The sequence below is a fragment of the Rhizosphaericola mali genome, from assembly GCF_004337365.2.
Classification (GTDB): Bacteria; Bacteroidota; Bacteroidia; order Chitinophagales; family Chitinophagaceae; genus Rhizosphaericola; species Rhizosphaericola mali.
On the sequence record NZ_CP044016.1, the window covers coordinates 623,176 to 640,939 of the forward strand.

The window sequence follows — 17,764 nt, forward strand, 5'->3', positions numbered from 1 at the left end:
GTTTAAAAATTAATTTTGAATCCTAGTGAATAGGTTTTGGGCAAGGGATAGTTATCTCCGTACAGGTCAGGGTCAAGTTGTTTTTTATTGGCCCTCCATATAATACCGACATTGTTCACATAGCCATAAACAGCAACCGACCTGATACTTTTTTTCAGGCTTGGGGAAAGTGGTATGTCATAGCTGAGACTTATATCCTGTAGCCTTACATGGTCCCCCTTTTCCACCAATACTGACGAATATTTATAGAAAGTTTCCCTGTCCGCATCCAAGGGAAGGGAAGGTATTCCCGGTACATCCGTTGTCTTTTCATCCCCTGCTTTTTGCCATCTTGTGTAATAATCGCGGTTGCCTTGCCAACCATCGAACAGCCCGGAATAGCTGATGGAAGACCGGCGGAAGAAATAATTCAGCTTGTATATAATATTGAAAGAAAGCGTCAGCCCCCGATAGGTAAAGCCGTTCCGCAGTGATCCAAAGGTTGTGGGACGTGCCGATCCATTATATACAATACTGTCAGTGGAGGTAGACGAGAGTATTGATGCATAGTCGGTACTTGCCTGCCCTCCATATAGCCCCTGGGGGTTGCCTTTATCATCCAGTCCCTTCCATGCATAACTGTAAACGGCAAAAACCGGTTTTCCGACCATGGGGTAAACAGAGCCTCCACTTCCGTCCGCATGCATAATGTAATCCGAAGCCGTGGTCGGCATGTCATATCTGGTCACCTTATCAGTGGCGAAACTGAGCAGGAACGAGGTCTCCCAATTAAAATATGGTAGGCTTAGGTTACGGGAATGGATTTGCAGGTCCAAGCCCCTGCCGGAAGTATTGGAAAAATTGCCATACAGCACAGTGAGTCCGGTGGAAGGGGCCAGGGGCGCCTGTCCAATGACGTCCAGTCCTTTCTTAAAATACAATTCAAGCGAGCCGCTGACGATTCCTGATTTATTCGAAAAGTCAATACCCGTATTGACCATCCGTATTTTTTCCCAGCGAAGCTGTGGATTCCCCGGATTCGCGACAATGCTGTAAGGAAGGTTGTTGTAATAAGAACTGTTGCCGGTGTAGATGGCCGTGGTATAAGCCGACAGGTTGGCGTCCAGATTGGCATTGTAGCCATAGGTTGCCCGTAGCCTTAAATAGGGCAGTATGTCAAAATGGTAAAAAGCTTCTTTGCTTATTTCCCAGGAAGCACCGATGGAGTAGAGCGGCACGGAACGCTGGTTGGTACGTACACCGAAAAGGTTGCTCTTGTCAATCCTGCCGCTCAATGACAGTACATAACGCCCCAGGTAACCGTATGCCGCGTTCCCGAAATAAGATATATACCTGTTGGTGGTCTTCGAGAATCCTATGCCGTCATTGGGTATCACGGCCATGCTCCCTGTAGGGTTGGTTGAATATTGCGTTTGCCAGTCTACAAAGCTCTGCTGTCCTGTGTTTTTGTCATAACCATATATCGTGTTGCTGTTGCCTTCGTTTATAGTCTCATTGATTTCCGCACCTACAATGGCATCCAGGGAGTGTAATCCGTTGAAATGACCGTTATAGCCGGTTTGTAGCCTTAGGCGATGGGAATGCATTTCGCCGCTTGAATATCTTAGGATACCTCCTACGGGGATAGGATATTCCCCTGTTGAGGAATTATAATACCTGTTGATTAGGTTTCTTGTATAGTAGGTGGAATCACTGTAATAGTTATCCATTCTGGTCTTTAATTGTTCGTACTGGTATTTTGCCTCCGCCGTAAAGCCACTTGCAAATGCGTATTTCAAGCCTGCATTGAGTCGGTTATCTGTCGATCTTTGTCCATTGTCGGCCAATTGGACTTCGGATATCGGGGAATAGCCCCAAGGCAAAAAATCTTGATTTGCCACGGAACCCTTATAGTAAGCTGAGAAATCCTTTGGAAGGCCGGTATTGGTTCCATCTGCATTTTTTAATGTTGCGTACGGATAATACGCCTTGGAAGCGATAGGGTATAAAGTGCCAAGGGAACTATTACTTGTCACTTTTGACTGTATATAATTGTAACCGAGAGACAAGGTAAATCCCTTAAACAGGTGGAAATTATTATTGGCATTCAGTGTGATCCTGTAGTTTTCGTTCCCTATCTGGTTGGATTGGCTGTTGTCATACCCAATGGAAAGGAAATAATCGTTGGTCGGACCTCCGCCACGGAAACTGGCACTGTACTGTTGCGCAACGGAATGGCGGTACAGGTATTTGCTAACATCCTTTCTGAAATCATTGTTGCGTAGGGCATCAATCTGGCTATTGGCATTTGCATCTGTTATCAATCCCCGCTTTGACCCGTCAAGCAATGATACCACGGGCGATACAACTGGATTATAGGAACTTGTCAGGTCATTGTCGTAATACCTCTTATCAAACAATGTTTTTTCGATATCGATAAAATCGGAAGCATTGATCCAATTGGGCGAATAATATAGATTGGGTCTATTGCCTATGGTAGTGTTGGCATTTACTTCAACATTCACTTTTTGGTTTTGTTTTCCCTTTTTCGTGGTCAGCACAATGACCCCATTGCCCGATTTGACACCCCATATAGAGGAAGCTGCTGCATCCTTCAAGACCGTTACGCTGGCAATATCATTTGGATTGATATTGGAGATGTCACCGTCATAAGGGAAACCGTCCACGACTACCAATGGTTGGTCATTGGCAAATAAGGTACTCCTGCCGCGGATACTAAGGTTATAACCTCCCGTATTGGTCAAAGAGGGAGAAACATTTCGATTGAACAACAACCCAGATACATTGCCCTCCAAACGGCTGATAACATGCGAGCCCACTCCCTTATTGAACAATGCACTGTCAATAAAAACAAAACTCCCCGTCGCTCGTTCCTTAGGAATTTGTTGGTATCCTGTGGAGACTACAACCTCATCTAGATCAGAAATTGTTGAAAGCTGTATGGTCAGGAATGTGTCTTTAGAAGTAACGGCAAATATTTCGGTACGGTAGCCTACATGCGAAACTTCCATTGTATCTTTTTGTGCAATGTATAGTGTGAAAAATCCCTTATCATCCGTGAGTTTTATAGTTGTGGCGTTTATTAAAAGTATTGTGGCATTGGGTAAAACATCTCCTGTAGAGGATATTACTCGTCCCCTTATAGTCTGTGCTTGTAGGGAAATTATAGACAATAGTATCCCCAATACGCCCATGAGCGTTAATTTTCGCATTGGTAATCAATGATTTAAAAACAGTAAATTATTATGGTTGAAAGATGCCGGCCGCACGGAAATTAAGTGTATCATCGTCGTACAAAAACTGCGGCCCGAAGTACTTATATAGCCTATTCGGGATGACGCAATTTTAGCGCATACAAAACATAATAAGAAATCTTGGTATTAAATAGAACTGGACAGCCATCAAATAGATAGCTTTGGCCGATAGCAAAAAAGATGTCGGTAAAAGTATAATTGTTAATATAGTAATTGCCTGTAATCATAACTTTTGATTAACAAGCCTGTTTTTTTAAATAACAAATCGGGAGGTCAGATTGCTACTTATGATACAAACAGAGGGAGGTCGAGGCCCTTAGACGTATGCATAAGTAAGCAATCCTTCCTCCCGAAGGAAGTTGGACTGCAAACTTACACCTGTGTCTTGAAAAATTTCGACCTTTTCTGTTTACAGGCTTCGTAAGCACGTATTTAAAATGCGGTATTCTATAATATCCATAACAAATATAGGAACAGAAAAATAATGTACCAAATATTTGGTACATTATTTTTCTGTTTTTTCATAGATTTTACACGCTGATTTAAAAATCAGTATATGCTCGATAGCGTAAAAAGTAAAACGATTTTAGAAAAGATTGCAGAAATATTTAAAAATGCAAGACTTAATTATGATGGTCCATATGGATATCAAAGACAAAGAGGTCGCAAAGGTATCAGTTTGCGAGACCTAGCCAAACATACAGGGATAAAACATACTCAAATTAGTGAAATTGAAAAGGCAAAAAGAAATTCGGGTATCATAAATGTGATAATTATTGCGGAATTTCTAAGCATCGACTTAAATAAAATTATTGAGATTATTAAAGCAGTAGGTAGTCTTGTTATTGAGAATAAGAATGATTGAGTAATTGTTCCTTTGTAAAATTCCTGCTTGCACGGGATTCTGTTTGGCATTGACTATTCGCAATAGTACTTTTAGGAGAACTATGCAATAAAAAATATTTTAAGAAAAAAGGTAAGTAAATAACTTTAATCGTTTCTTGGATCGAAGTCGATCAGAAAAATAGCGGAAACAAAAAGCCTCTTTATACATAGTATCTGATAGCAGATATAGTTGGGCCGGCGGTCATATTTTCATCCAACTTAATGAACTAATTAGTTACCCGAATTGACAATTGATTATTCTTTGCGAGAGCAGATACAAAAGAAAGCAAATCAAAAAAATTGCTGAGTTCATCTCGGAAGCGGTAAAACTTTACCCTCAAATGGCCTTAATTCAAAACTTTACAATCATATATGGAACAAGAATTGGCAAAGAATTTTATCTGTTCGAGTTTTCCTATGATCACAAAAAAACGAATTTCAATATAAAGAAATTGACTTGCCGTCGTTTTCAACGAAAGTCTTTAGTGGAGGTTCTGGAGCAAAAGAATTTGATGAAAACTTTAGACAATATAAAAACGATAAGCATAACGAATATAAAACAAGCCGTGGCATTTATCAATGATTTATAAAAACAATTAACCAAATAAAAGATAATAATACCGGGGTTAAATCAAAATTGTCGGACTTTACAGAATAAAAAATTCCATGCTCTTTGGTAGTGTAATTAGAGAAAAAATGTACATTTATGATAGAGAATTTATCCAAGATATAAACGCTGGAAATATTGAATGGAGAAATGAAAATTTTGAAAGAACAAATTCTCATATGGGTAAGATATTGGATGGTGCGCAAAAACAGCTATCCTGATAGAGCAACTCCCTGACTCTCCACAAATTTATTTTACAACATTTGGGAGGTCGAGGTGGGTGTTTATTTAATAGAAATGTTAACTTACCATTCAGGGTATTGTAGTGTAATTAGATAGCACGTTCACCACTTAGTGAAAGGATCTGGGGCTGATCCAGGATGACCTTTTTTATATTTTAGAAATTGAGATTTTATTACAAGAGTATTGTTCAGGGAAAACAGTATTTAATGAATGTGTAATTACTTCCAAACCTTTTTTTACATTATGAGCACTATAATTTAGTGATAATTTGAATAACTCAAGACTTTTATATAAGTCCAGAATATTAGGCGTATAATCATAAGACAGCATCCATTTGAGTCCCTTTCTTTTATTTAAATAATTTCTCAATAAAACATGATCATCATTTCTATAATAATTCAAGTATAAAGCTTTTCCTTGTATAAAATAAGGTGGGTCTAAGTAAACAAACAGATTTTTTAATTTCAATTGTTTCAAAAAATCTAAAGCATCATAATTTGTAATAGAAATAGCATCTCTAAAATTTCCAATTTTCTGTAATTTCTCGATTAATAAGTCTTTTTTAAATCGACAATCAATTTTATATTCTGCCACCTCCTGATTTTTAGGATCCTGCCCTCCAATTGGACCTGCACCTAATATTCCAGATCGATTGGTTCTTGATAGAAAGAATGTGGCGAAAGCCAATTCAAAACAGGGATGCTTGGTCGAAAAAAAGATTAACCTTTGCTTTTGCCATTCATCTAGAGTAACCTTAGTGTTATTAACAGTCTCAACAAATCTTGCATTTTCATTTGTAATATAATTCCAAAAAGAAAATATTCCCACACTTGCATCATTGATAAATGCATGCTTTACTTTGCCTTCATATAATAATTTTAGTCCAGCACCAAATCCCCCGAATAAGGCTCGGCGTAAGCATAATTTTCCATTCCATTTATAGACAATACTTCCTCTATAAATGGGGCTAAGAATTCTTTACCTCCGGGATATCTTAATGGCGAATATTTCATATCAATTTATCAAAACCTATTTTCGCTGCGAATTTATTGTATATAACCTTATAGTGACTTTTAAAATTTTCAACATCTGGTGCATTCTCCAGCATCCAAGCATGTATGATTTTCTCCTTCCATTTGGGTTGCTTACAGTTTTCTCTAAACCAATTTTTCGCAATATCTCTATCTCTAATTATGTCATTAATATCATGAGAGCTAAAGCACATTTGTTTCGTATAATCACTATGTATTTTTGCCCAAATTGGATCAGCATCCATTTTTTCATTTAGAAATAATGCCAAAACCCGTTCTGGACTATTTCCTCCTGGTAGTGCCAATGCGTTTGGCAAAGACTTAACATCAGTATCTCCGTCAACAATTATCAAAGCATTAGGGAATGTAAATGAGATTATTTTTCGTTTGGCTAAATCTATTAGCTGTTTACCACCTATGTTTGATTTGTCAATAGTAAAATGGCTTCTCCATTTTGCAGGAATTAATGTATTGATAAAGATTCTAGCTTCATCATCTTCAGTAAAAATATTTATTCTGTCCGGTGTAGCTTCAGGATCAATGGAAACCTTTAAGAAATTCTTTATTCGTAAAAAAGGTAAACCCTCACTTATATCTATCAGCCCATCAATTTTTCGTAAATAAAGAATATTAATATCCTTGGAACTTGATTTGTTTTTTTCTTGATATTCACAAGCTATTTCTAAAATTGTTAACGAATGTGTTGTAAATATTAACTGAAATCCTAATTCTTGTGAAAATTTATTGAGAAAATCAAATAGCTTTATTTGTGAGCCTGGATAGATTGAGGCATCTAGCTCATCGATTGCTAATATTCCTCCTTTATAAACTTTTGGATATTTTTTCTTGAGCCTTCTGAAAGACAAAACTGCCAACAAAATTTTACTAATGTCATCCTGACCAGCTGAGTTAGACTCCCAATCATAATTATCGGTATTGATGCCCATACTTACTTTACTTGGACTCAATAGCATCTCATTCTGTATTGACTCATCAGCACTGATCAAGATATTCTTATGCCACTTATTGAAAAATCTTAATTCCTCATCTGTCAAGGAATGATTAATGCTCGCTTTTATATTTTTTATCTCACCTAATGGAAACAATCGTCCAAGGCTTAAATATATAACGGGATATTGCATATATCCGCTACCTTGCTCCCTATTTCCTTTTTGCCAAAATCGAATTAGCCCTTTTCTTTTATCTCTATTTATACTTTCGAGTTCAAATGGAAGATCACTTTTATTATAGAAATTTAATTTCCATAAATGTTCTCCTGCTTTATCAAATTTTTTTGACAATCTGAATTTTTCTATAAAAGAAGATCTATAACTCCCACCACATAGTGGTCTTTCATCCTTAAACTCAGGAATTTCAGTTATAGTAAATGGTTGAGTCATTAATCCAAGAAGAGTGGTTTTTTGCGTACCATTTTGTCCAGCTATTATAGTTATGTTCTTACCTAAGTCAAAATGAACATTTTGAAATCCTCTAAATTTTTCAATCTCTACCGATTTTATAATCATAATAGTCTATAGCTATTGTTTTCGTCAGGAATATTTTCAAATATAAAACTATTATCATTTGTTGAAGTTTTATTTGGTATTATCTCGGGACTTTCTCAACTAACCAAAACATCTTAGCAATACCTAAACATTGGTAGGCATGATGATAAATGACTCCAAAAGACATCGAAAGCATCGAAGAAATTGTCATACCGAACTGCTTAAGGCATGGAAAAGGAACCTCGGATTGTGAGGTAGTGAAAAGAATGGTATAGGCTAAAAAGAAAAATAAGTTTTCGTGCAGGGAATAATATGATTCTGGGATGTTTTTGGGGCTTTTAGGGGGATTCTTGTATTTGAAATCTCCAGTATTCATAACTTGTAGTTAATAAAAATTGTACCCACTCAACTATCGAAAATAGATATATAGATATTCCAAAAGAACAATACCAAAAAAAGTATTGAGAAAGGTTGATCAAAAACAATTAGTCTAAACTCAAATATTTCATATGATTTGTCTGTAGAGACAAATTGTGATTTGTTTTTTATTATTATAAACCTGGAATAATGATAGTAATAAAATAAATATTGCAAATGAAAACAATATATATGATACTAAAAAAGGGAAAATTATTTGTGGTATTCTTTAGCTTTATAACCATTTTGAATTTACAAGGACAAACAATCAAGAGAATTAATCAATTTTATTATTCAGTACAAAAAGCGGATAGTCTCTATAAAAGTAAAAATTATATAGCGGCAGCGGATATTAATATTAGTGAATATTATTGGTTGAAGTCAATTGGACAACTAGAAAAAACTAATGAATTTTTTTCAGTACCATATGATGCACTATGCAATTTATCATTAGGGAATAAAAACGATTCGGCTTTTAAGTTACTCAAGGAATTAATTCAATATGATAACTTTCCTTATATGTCTTCATTATTAACAGATAATGACCTTAATGATTTAAGAAAAGATAAGAAATGGAAAGAAATTTATGGTTCCCAAATTGAAAATATAATAAATACCCAAAATCAAAAGATTAATAAACAATTGATTGGAAAACTTGATTCGATTCGGGAAAAGGACCAAAAACCTAGGTTTCAATATATGGATACTATCAAAAAGTATGGTGTAAAATCAATACAGGCAAACTTTTTGGGCAAGCAAATTCTAAAGCAAGACTCATTAAATCTAATTGCTTTATTATCACTGATAGATAGTAATGGTTGGCCTTCTAAGGTCGAGGTTGGAGAAAAGGGAGAGCAAACTATTTTTCTTGTTATTCAGCATGCCCCCCTTGATGTTCAAGAAAAGTATTTGCCTATTATGGAAAAAGCTGCATTTAATGGAGATATTAAAAAATCGCAATTAGCCTATTTACAAGATAGGGTATTGTGGCGGAAAAGGTCACTACAACTTTATGGTTCACAGATAAAAATAGATGAACACGGAAAAGCATTGTATCCATTTCCTATGGAAGATCCATTGAATGTTAATCTGCGTAGATTCAGTGTAGGGCTTTTTTCTATGGAAGAGTATATGTCAAAAAATGGGGGAGAATGGGACGCAAAAAATTATATAAAAATTCTTCCAGAGTTAATTGATAATCTAAAACGCAAATAAAAAATGTTGTTAATAACAAGGGCCATTTTCCTGAAAGCCTAATAGAAAAAGTAAGGAGTTAATCTTTCATTACAGTATCATGAAAAAGCTAGAATTAAAAAAAGCCGAATTGGAAGCAATGTCTGAAAATGATTTAGACAAAATCATTGGTGGATCTAAACCTGTTTCTGGGAGTGATGACACTACAACTGTAACTGTGACTATAACGATTACTGTATCGTCAGTTGCAGAAGATAGTGATGATGATCCAGATCCAGACAGTGATTAGTATCGCATTCTTTTCTAAATGGAGGTTGTTATATTTAATTTTTTATTAATAAACAACCTCCTATTTTAATTGAAGCAAAAAAAGAATTATTCTTAATTATTCCTCTTAATTTAATCTTTACTATACTATGATTTTAATATTGAGTCGAGTAACCGATCATTCATCAACATTAGTACTTGAGTGGTTAAAGTCGCTTAAAGAAGATGTTATTAGAATTAATGGTGATAAGCCAAATGATATGACCCTGCTATTCTGTAATCTAAATGAGAATAAAACTATTATAGAGCATTTGGGAAAGGAAATTAACTTATTGGATTTCAATAGTATATGGTACAGAAGAAGGCCACTTTCTATCGATAATTTTCTATTGAATAAAAATGATTCTCTAAATAAAAGAATTTTTTTTGACAATATGGATTATCAAAAGGGGCATATAAAAAAAGAAATAGATACTTTAATTAATTTTATTTATTACAAAATAAATAGTGCTGGAATGTTTGTTTTAGGAGATCCGAATAAAGGAAACTTGAATAAATTAGAAGTTTTAAATATGGCACAAAAAGTTGGATTGAAAATTCCACAGACTTATATAATCTCTCAAAAGGAACAATTGATAAAATTAATGGAAAATAACTCATCATTCATAACTAAAGCAATGAAAGATAGTGTCTATTTAATAACTAAGCAGTTTGGTTACTATACTTATACTGAGCGTATAACTTCTAGTTTAATCCATAAATTACCAGACTCTTTTCCGCCTTCATTAATACAGCAGGAAATAACAAAAAAATATGAAATAAGATCATTTTATTTAAATGGAAGATTTTACTCGATGGTAATATTCTCTCAGTCAAATAAAAAAACAGAGGTTGATTTCAGAAAATATAGTCATGAAAAAATAAATCGTTATGTACCATTTAATTTACCTGATAAAATCGAAAAAAAATTATTAATTCTTATGAATGACGAATTGAAACTTAATACTGGAAGTATTGATATTATAGTCGACAAAAATGATAATTATATTTTCTTAGAAGTTAATCCTGTTGGCCAGTTTACTATGACTTCACTTCCTTGTAACTATTTATTAGAAAAAAAAATAGCTGAGTTATTATGTCAGAAACAAAATTGAATAAATTAGAAATTGATGAGTGCCAACTCGCCACTTTGCCATTATTTTATCGAAATATTATATATAATGAATTAACTCAACTTAGTAGTCCCTTAGATTTATCCAAATATATAGAAGATTGGAACAGTTATATATATTATGAATCTTCAGAAAATCCGATTTCGAAAATTATTGACTATTCTATCGAAAAATTTGAAAAGTAAAAAATTTTAAATATTATTTTATGATTGAAAATTCATTATTAGCAAAATACATATATATATATTCTGATTGTTTCTTGGTTAGAGGTGCCAATCGAAGTCTTATTTATGATATAAGTAAGAGAAAAATGATTTTTATTGATAATCAATTGTATAATATATTAAAATTGGCAAGGGAATATACAATTGGAGAAATTCTTGAAATGTTTACTGAAAAAGAAGATATAAATAATTTTGAAAAAATATTGAAAGATCTTATCAATACCAACCTCTGTGAACTAGTTGAGGACATAAAGTTATTTCCTCCTATTGAGATTGCTTGGGAGCATCCCTCTATTATACAAAATGCAATAATAGATATACGAAATACCATTCATGATTTTGAAGATATTTTCAATGAATTGGACGAATTAGGGTGCTATCATATACAAATACGCATTTTTAGTCGTACAATTACTATTGCAGAGATTCAAAATCTAATCTTGAATAAGACTAAGAATAAAAAATTTAGAAGCATTAATTTAACTCTTCCATTTGATAAACATATTGAAATAAGTGAATTAAGAGAATTAGTTATAAAATTTCCATTTATACAAATTAATATATATGATTCAAAAGAATCGGGGTCTGTTCCTAATTGTAATAGTAGAATAATATTCGTGAAACAAAACATTCAATCATGTAATAATTGTGGAATTATAAATTTGGAATCATTGAATTTTCCTTCTATTCAAGGGTTGATGCATAATATATTATTTAATGGTTGCTTAAATAGGAAAATTTCTATAGATGAGAATGGCAATATCAAGAATTGTCCTTCTATGAATAAAGATTATGGTAAATATGGAGAATCTACATTTAAGGATATATTGCTAAAAGAAAGTTTTAATAACTTTAAAAAATATTGGTATATAAATAAAGATGAAATTGAAATTTGCAAAGACTGTGAATTTAGATATTTATGTTCAGATTGTAGGGCCTATACTGCTGATTCAAAAAATATACTTTCTAAACCAGAAAAATGTAAGTATAATCCATATACATCAACATGGGAAAAATAAATAATAAAAGTATTTGTATTCCTGATTTATTTATAGGACAAAGCTATTTATTAAAGATTTTAGTTTAATTATCTAACATTAATAATATCGAATAATATATACGTAGTTGTATAAACTTTAAAAATATTTTTTTAGATAGTTATAGTTTATTATAACTCAATTAAAATTAGTCTTAATTCAATGGTTTTCGTCTAAAACTATTAAATAAATTCTTTTGCACTGATTCTTTATATTAAATGTAATTGTATTGAAGCCATTTGGCTTTTCTTGCCAGGAAAGTATTAGAAGTACTTCAGTTTTGAAATTTAGATAACTATAATATATTGTAATGAACTATGTTTTAATTATAATTTTTCGAATTGGAGTTAGATATAATTTGTTAAAAGTCTATATATAAATGAATAGCTTCAAATTAATTTTAATTTTTGTAGGACTAGCACTATTGGGCAAAGGGCAATCATTGAAAGTTATTGTTAGTAGTAATGAACACACTATTTCAGGGATAGACTTGCAGTTATTTAACGGCAATAAAATAATTGGAAGCTCTACCACTGATAGTTTTGGAATATGTATCTTCAGCGGCTTAAAACCTTTAGATTATAAAATAAAAGTAGTTAGCAGTTTGTATGTTATGGATAGTTTTTTTATAAGATTAAACATAGACACCTCGATTGAAATACATTTAAAATTAAATAATCATAAATTACAAGAGGTAGTTGTAAATTCACAAAAACCTTCCATTCAAAGGAAAATAGACAGGCTTATATTTAATATTGCAGATAATGTAAATTATATAGGCGATAATTTATTATCAGTACTATCAAAATTACCTAAAATTAATGTTGATGAAAATTCTATTGCTATAATAGGCAAAGGGGATGTGTCTATAATGATTAATGATAAAATCGTTCCGATTCCGAATGGAAATTCTTTAATAGCTTTTCTTAAGTCAATCCCTGCATCTAGAATAGATCACATCGAAGTGATGACAAATCCGCCCTCTATATATAGTGCTGAGGGAAATGGAGGAATTATCAATATTATATTAAAAAAAAATAAAGATAAAGGCATTACCGGGTCTATTCAATCTACATTTTTTAAGGGAAAATATATAAATATAGTGCCAAGCGTTAATCTAAATTACAATACCTCAAAGTATAAATATTTTCTAAATGTAACACCAGGAATAGGAGCACAAGAAAATGTTATTATTTCAAATTTAAGAAACCAGATATCCAATAGGGTAACAAATGAAAGAAATAAAACTCTTTCGAATTTTTTAATGGTATCGGGAGGAATGGAAACTGAAATTGATAAAATTAATACAATAAGTGCCTCAATGAATTACATGGTATCATATCCTAAACAGAGTAGTTCTATTCAGTCAATTTTCACCAATCAAGAAAATATAATTGATTCCCTATCAAAACAAACTAATATAAGCAAAACATGGGTAGAGACAATTTCAGGAAATTTACACTATACATTATCCTTTGATTCAATATCAAGAAGAAAATTAACGATTGATGCAGACTTGTCTCAAAATAAAGCAAGAATTCCGGTATTTATTGATAATGAAATATATAATGGACTTGTGAGTCAAAACATTATATCCAAAAAGGGAAAGTACTCTAATAGCACCCCAAATACGGTACTCTTTTCACTTAATACATTAATACATTATCCAATAAAAAAAATTGATTTCTCATTTGGTTTGCGTTTTAGTTTTGTTTCAAGTGAAATTAATACTGAGCTAAATACAAATAGTATAATGAGCTTAAATCCCCCGTTTAATAATTATTTTCATTATAATGAAAATACCCAAGCTTTTTTTGCAAATATGAGTACAGATATAACGCGAAAGCTGTCTTTACAAACTGGAGTAAGATTAGAAAATACTTTTACAACAAGTATTCCAAATCATAGAGAGGATAGTTCATATTCTTATAATTATCTTAATGCCTTTCCAACTATTTATTTATTATACAAAGCAGGAGATCATTATTTGAACATCAATTATGGAAGAAGAATATCTAGACCGAACATGTCAAGTTTCAATCCTAATTTACGGTATATAGATGATTATACATATATCCAAGGAAATCAATATTTGAAACCAACTATTTCAAATAGTATAGAAATTTCAGATACATATAAAAATAATTTAATTTTTTCAACAACTTATTCTTTTAGTAATCATGGAATAGGAAGTATACCAATTATAGAATCTGATAGTAAGACGGTTATAAATCGGCAATTTAATTACTTGTCTGTCAGAAGCCTCAATATTGAACTATTATATATATTAAAAACATTTAAATGGCTGCAAAGTAGTAGTAGCTTAGTTTACTACTATAATAAGACTTATTCTGATTTAGATTTTACCAATTCTGATATCACAGGTTGGGGCGGGGCTTTTACAATTAATTCATCATTCTTCTTTAATAAAATAAAAACTATTAAAAGTGGTGTATATTTTAAATATAATTTTTCATCCGTTAACCAAATATACAGGATACCTCACTATTATTTCATAGATTGGTCGGGTCAGTATACCTTTCCTAATAAAAAAACGTCTTTAGGAATTAGAGTTTCCGATATATTCAAAAGTAGAAGGATTATGAATAGTTATATTTTAAATAATATATCATACGATAGACTTTCCTTTTCTGATACTAGAAGAATATATTTGACCTTTCAATATAATTTTGGTAATTTAAGGTTAAAAGGAGCAAAAGCATACAAGGGCGTGGAAGATTCACGAATAGGAAATTAGGATAAAGCTTGCTATAATAATAGTGTTTAAAAAATAAGAATAAAATTGGAAACCATTGAGATTTTTTTAATGACTAATTTAAAAATAGATATACCAGAGTAAGATTGTAATTCAGAAATCAAAAAAAGATATCAACAGGATTGTAAGAAATCTAATGTGTTAAGAGGTTGGCTAAACAGCTTCTTTGCTTATCAAATTCACATCTGAAAATGACGTTTTCTTTTTTGTGGTATGAATGACATCTTAACGCTAGACCCTATTTTTATGAATAATATACTCTAATAAAAATGAATTATCCATTTTATAAACAGCTTAACGTCAAGGATTGTGGTCCAACCTGCTTAAAAATTATAGCAAAATATTACGGAAAATATTTGAGAATTGAGTTTTTAAGAAAAAAAATGGGATTAAATAAATTGGGGGTCTCTTTTTTAAATATAAGGAATGCCGCCAAAGAAATTGGATTTGACGTTCAAGGATATCAAATTAATTATACCCAACTGCAAAGTATTGATTTACCAGCGATTCTTCATTGGGATCATGATCATTTTGTAGTTTTATTTAGCATTAAACATCGTAAAATTACTATTGCCGATCCCTCTCAAGGCATAATAAGTTATTCTCCTGAGGATTTTAAAGTACATTGGGAGCAAATTTTAAACAATAATTATAGTGAAAATTTAGGTTTTGTATTATGTATTTCACCAACAGAATTTTTTTTTCAACTTGATAATCAAAAAGAAAATAAAATAAATTGGAAGTTAATTATTAAATATTTATCTCCTAGAAAAATGCAGTTAATAGAAGTAATAATTTCTTTAGTTATTATTTCAATTTTTCAGCTAATATTCCCCTTTTTAACCCAAACTATAGTAGATATTGGAATAGATACTAAAGATATACAATTTATTTTTGTAATACTTTTAGCCCAATTAATGCTTGCAATGAGCCAGACATTTGTGAGTTTCTTTAGGAGTCGAATGCTTTTAAAAATTTCTAGTACTCTTAATTTACAATTACTATCTGATTTCTGGATAAAACTTAATAAAATACCTCTTTCGTTTTTTGATTCAAGGCAATCTGGAGATTTGTTACAGAGAATAAATGACCACAAAGTAGTGCAAGATTTTTTAACAAATACAGCATTAAATACATTTTTCTCTATTTTTACTTTTATAGTTTATGCTGTTGTCGTTATGACTTATGACATTTCTATATTTGCAACGTTAATTTTATGTAGCTCCATCTATTTTTTGTGGAATTTTATTTTTTTTAAAATTAGAAGAAAAATAAATTATAGTTCATTTTCCCTCTCTTCTAATGAAAATAATTCAACATTACAACTTATACAAGGAATGCAAGATATTCGCTTAGCTAATGCTGAAAGACAAAAAAGATGGGAGTGGGAGGATATTCAAGCTTCGGTTTTTAAATTAAATATTAAAAAATTAAATTATAGCCAAATACAATCAGCTGGAGGTAATTTAATAAATCAAACTCAAAATATTATAATTAGTTTTATAATTGCGCAAATGGTAATTAATAATTACTTAACGCTTGGTGGAATGCTGGCAATACAATATATTATAGGTCAGTTAAGTGGACCTATAAATCAATGGGTGTCATTTATCCAAGGACTTCAGGATGCTCAAATAAGTTTAGAGCGCTTGAATGAAATTCATGAGCTTCCATCCGAAGAAGATATTGATGTGAATTATGTAAATAGAATTCCCGATAATGCAAGCCTATACTTAGAGAATATTTCATTTGCTTATCCAGGAATGCAGAAAAAGGTTTTGGACAATATCAATTTAACTATTGAAAATGGTAAGGTAACTGCAATTGTTGGAGAAAGTGGAAGTGGTAAAACCACTTTGCTAAAAATATTACTTAAAGTTTATGATCAATATGATGGCAATATAGAATTAGGTTCAATTTTAAATAGAAATGAAAAATGTTTCGGTTTTTATCAAATACGACATAATTATTGGAGGTCAATAATTGGTGCTGTATTACAAGAGAGTTATATATTTAATGATACTATAGAACTTAATATAGCTGTTGGTCAAAATGTTAGATCGATTAATCGAAAAGAATTATATGACAGTTGTAGAATTGCAAATATTCTTTCATTTATTGAATCTTTACCGAAAGGTTTCCAAACAAAACTGGGTTTAGATGGACTAAACTTAAGTCAAGGACAAAAGCAGAGAATCTTAATTGCACGTGCAATTTATAAAAATCCTAAGTATTTAATTTTGGATGAGGCTACAAATTCTTTAGATGCTAATAACGAAAGGGTAATTGTTAAAGCGCTAGATACTTTTTTTAAAGGTCGCACTGTAATAATTGTAGCCCATAGACTTAGTACTGTAATTAGAGCTGATAAAATTGTTGTCATTAATAATGGATGTGTTGTAGAAGAAGGTAAACATGACGATTTGATTCAAAGAAAAGGTGAATATTATAATCTAATTAAAAATCAACTGGAATTAGATAATTAAATTTTTTTTTATTATGATTAACACAATAAAAAAGATTAATACAAAATCCTCTTTAAAAGAAGAAGATTATAACAAAAGAACTCAAAGGTCAGATTTAGCTAATAATATCATTTTTGGTAAATTTGGCTATATAGAAAAATGGGGAATTTATATTTCAATTGTTTTGTTAATATTTGTTTTGACATTAATTTCCCTAATAAGATACCCGGAAAAATTAAATGCAAATTTAAAATTTTTAGACCAGAACTCTTCCTCGTTTCAACTAAGTAAATATGATAAAAATATGGGTCGACAAAAAATGTTATTTGCAGTTATAGAAACGCCGATGTCGGACAGTAAATTGATTCATCTTAGAAAAAATATAAGGATACATTTTAAAGATAAAAATGTTTTAAATTCTAATCCTTTAATTACTGCAGAAATTGTTGGAGTTAGAAATAACATATCTATTAATCAAGCTTTTTGTTTCGTAAAATTTGAAAATATTTCTAAATCAGGATTGTCTAAAGATAATCGTAATAAAAAAACTAACTATCCAATCTATGTAGTTATAAGTAAATCGAATTTATTTATAAAAATTTGTAAGAGTATAAAAAATAAATGGCTAAAATAAAAATTTAATAAATAAATGAACCTCCCCGAAGCAGAGCTTCGAGGTATCCGGCC

General features: G+C 31.5%; 16 protein-coding genes. 12 read left to right on the top strand and 4 right to left on the bottom strand.

Annotation, left to right across the window (positions count from 1 at the left end; all coding sequences use genetic code 11):
- Positions 1 to 2: 2 nt before the first annotated feature.
- Positions 3 to 3,128, bottom strand: a complete 3,126-nt coding sequence (locus E0W69_RS02690) for a SusC/RagA family TonB-linked outer membrane protein (RefSeq protein ID WP_225321477.1) — start codon at positions 3,126 to 3,128, stop codon at positions 3 to 5.
- On the opposite strand from E0W69_RS02690, the gene E0W69_RS20530 reads away from it, so the two are divergent.
- The 4 genes from E0W69_RS20530 (at position 3,037) to E0W69_RS20400 (ending at position 4,967) form a co-directional block, all read left to right on the top strand.
- Complete coding sequence (locus E0W69_RS20530; RefSeq protein WP_225321506.1) at positions 3,037 to 3,225, top strand: hypothetical protein; 189 nt, start codon at positions 3,037 to 3,039, stop codon at positions 3,223 to 3,225. The two genes, E0W69_RS02690 and E0W69_RS20530, sit on opposite strands and share 92 nt — an antisense overlap.
- Positions 3,226 to 3,810: 585 nt before the next feature.
- Entirely contained in the window at positions 3,811 to 4,119 is a 309-nt protein-coding gene (locus E0W69_RS02695; protein ID WP_131328509.1) for a helix-turn-helix domain-containing protein, read from the top strand.
- Positions 4,120 to 4,480: 361 nt separating this feature from the next.
- Positions 4,481 to 4,729, top strand: a complete 249-nt coding sequence (locus E0W69_RS02700; RefSeq protein WP_131328510.1) for a hypothetical protein — start codon at positions 4,481 to 4,483, stop codon at positions 4,727 to 4,729.
- Positions 4,730 to 4,805: 76 nt separating this feature from the next.
- Positions 4,806 to 4,967 carry a hypothetical protein gene (locus E0W69_RS20400; RefSeq protein ID WP_191967945.1) on the top strand — a complete coding sequence of 54 codons (162 nt, stop codon included), beginning with the start codon at positions 4,806 to 4,808 and terminating at the stop codon, positions 4,965 to 4,967.
- Between the two features lie 169 nt (positions 4,968 to 5,136).
- On the opposite strand, the gene E0W69_RS02705 is transcribed toward E0W69_RS20400, so the two are convergent.
- From E0W69_RS02705 to E0W69_RS02710, 3 genes are read right to left on the bottom strand one after another with little or no spacing between them, the layout of a single operon-like run.
- Positions 5,137 to 5,817, bottom strand: coding sequence for a DNA adenine methylase (locus E0W69_RS02705; RefSeq protein ID WP_191967946.1), 681 nt, complete (start codon positions 5,815 to 5,817; stop codon positions 5,137 to 5,139).
- A gap of 50 nt (positions 5,818 to 5,867) precedes the next feature.
- Positions 5,868 to 6,002 carry a hypothetical protein gene (locus tag E0W69_RS20665; RefSeq protein WP_255478215.1) on the bottom strand — a complete coding sequence of 45 codons (135 nt, stop codon included), beginning with the start codon at positions 6,000 to 6,002 and terminating at the stop codon, positions 5,868 to 5,870.
- Positions 5,999 to 7,546 carry an AAA family ATPase gene (locus E0W69_RS02710; protein WP_131328512.1) on the bottom strand — a complete coding sequence of 516 codons (1,548 nt, stop codon included), beginning with the start codon at positions 7,544 to 7,546 and terminating at the stop codon, positions 5,999 to 6,001. The genes E0W69_RS20665 and E0W69_RS02710 overlap by 4 nt, the downstream gene beginning before the upstream one ends.
- A 573-nt stretch (positions 7,547 to 8,119) precedes the next feature.
- Here E0W69_RS02710 and E0W69_RS02715 point away from each other — a divergent pair.
- From E0W69_RS02715 to E0W69_RS02750, 8 genes are all read left to right on the top strand, one after another.
- Entirely contained in the window at positions 8,120 to 9,157 is a 1,038-nt protein-coding gene (locus E0W69_RS02715) for a DUF6624 domain-containing protein (RefSeq protein WP_131328513.1), read from the top strand.
- A 79-nt stretch (positions 9,158 to 9,236) separates the two neighbouring features.
- On the top strand, positions 9,237 to 9,425 hold the full coding sequence (locus E0W69_RS02720; RefSeq protein ID WP_131328514.1) for a hypothetical protein: 189 nt from the start codon (positions 9,237 to 9,239) through the stop codon (positions 9,423 to 9,425).
- Positions 9,426 to 9,552: 127 nt separating this feature from the next.
- Positions 9,553 to 10,557, top strand: coding sequence for a grasp-with-spasm system ATP-grasp peptide maturase (gene gwsG, locus E0W69_RS02725; protein ID WP_131328515.1), 1,005 nt, complete (start codon positions 9,553 to 9,555; stop codon positions 10,555 to 10,557).
- Positions 10,539 to 10,760 carry a hypothetical protein gene (locus E0W69_RS02730; RefSeq protein WP_131328516.1) on the top strand — a complete coding sequence of 74 codons (222 nt, stop codon included), beginning with the start codon at positions 10,539 to 10,541 and terminating at the stop codon, positions 10,758 to 10,760. The genes gwsG and E0W69_RS02730 overlap by 19 nt, the downstream gene beginning before the upstream one ends.
- Positions 10,761 to 10,780: 20 nt before the next feature.
- Positions 10,781 to 11,818 (top strand): grasp-with-spasm system SPASM domain peptide maturase, encoded by a 1,038-nt coding sequence (gene gwsS / locus E0W69_RS02735; protein WP_131328517.1) that lies wholly within the window; start codon positions 10,781 to 10,783, stop codon positions 11,816 to 11,818.
- A 397-nt stretch (positions 11,819 to 12,215) separates the two neighbouring features.
- Positions 12,216 to 14,594 (top strand): outer membrane beta-barrel family protein, encoded by a 2,379-nt coding sequence (locus tag E0W69_RS02740; protein WP_131328518.1) that lies wholly within the window; start codon positions 12,216 to 12,218, stop codon positions 14,592 to 14,594.
- Positions 14,595 to 14,881: 287 nt separating this feature from the next.
- Positions 14,882 to 17,098, top strand: coding sequence for a peptidase domain-containing ABC transporter (locus E0W69_RS02745; protein WP_131328519.1), 2,217 nt, complete (start codon positions 14,882 to 14,884; stop codon positions 17,096 to 17,098).
- Between the two features lie 13 nt (positions 17,099 to 17,111).
- Positions 17,112 to 17,711 carry a hypothetical protein gene (locus E0W69_RS02750; RefSeq protein ID WP_131328520.1) on the top strand — a complete coding sequence of 200 codons (600 nt, stop codon included), beginning with the start codon at positions 17,112 to 17,114 and terminating at the stop codon, positions 17,709 to 17,711.
- The last annotated feature ends 53 nt before the right edge of the window (positions 17,712 to 17,764 follow it).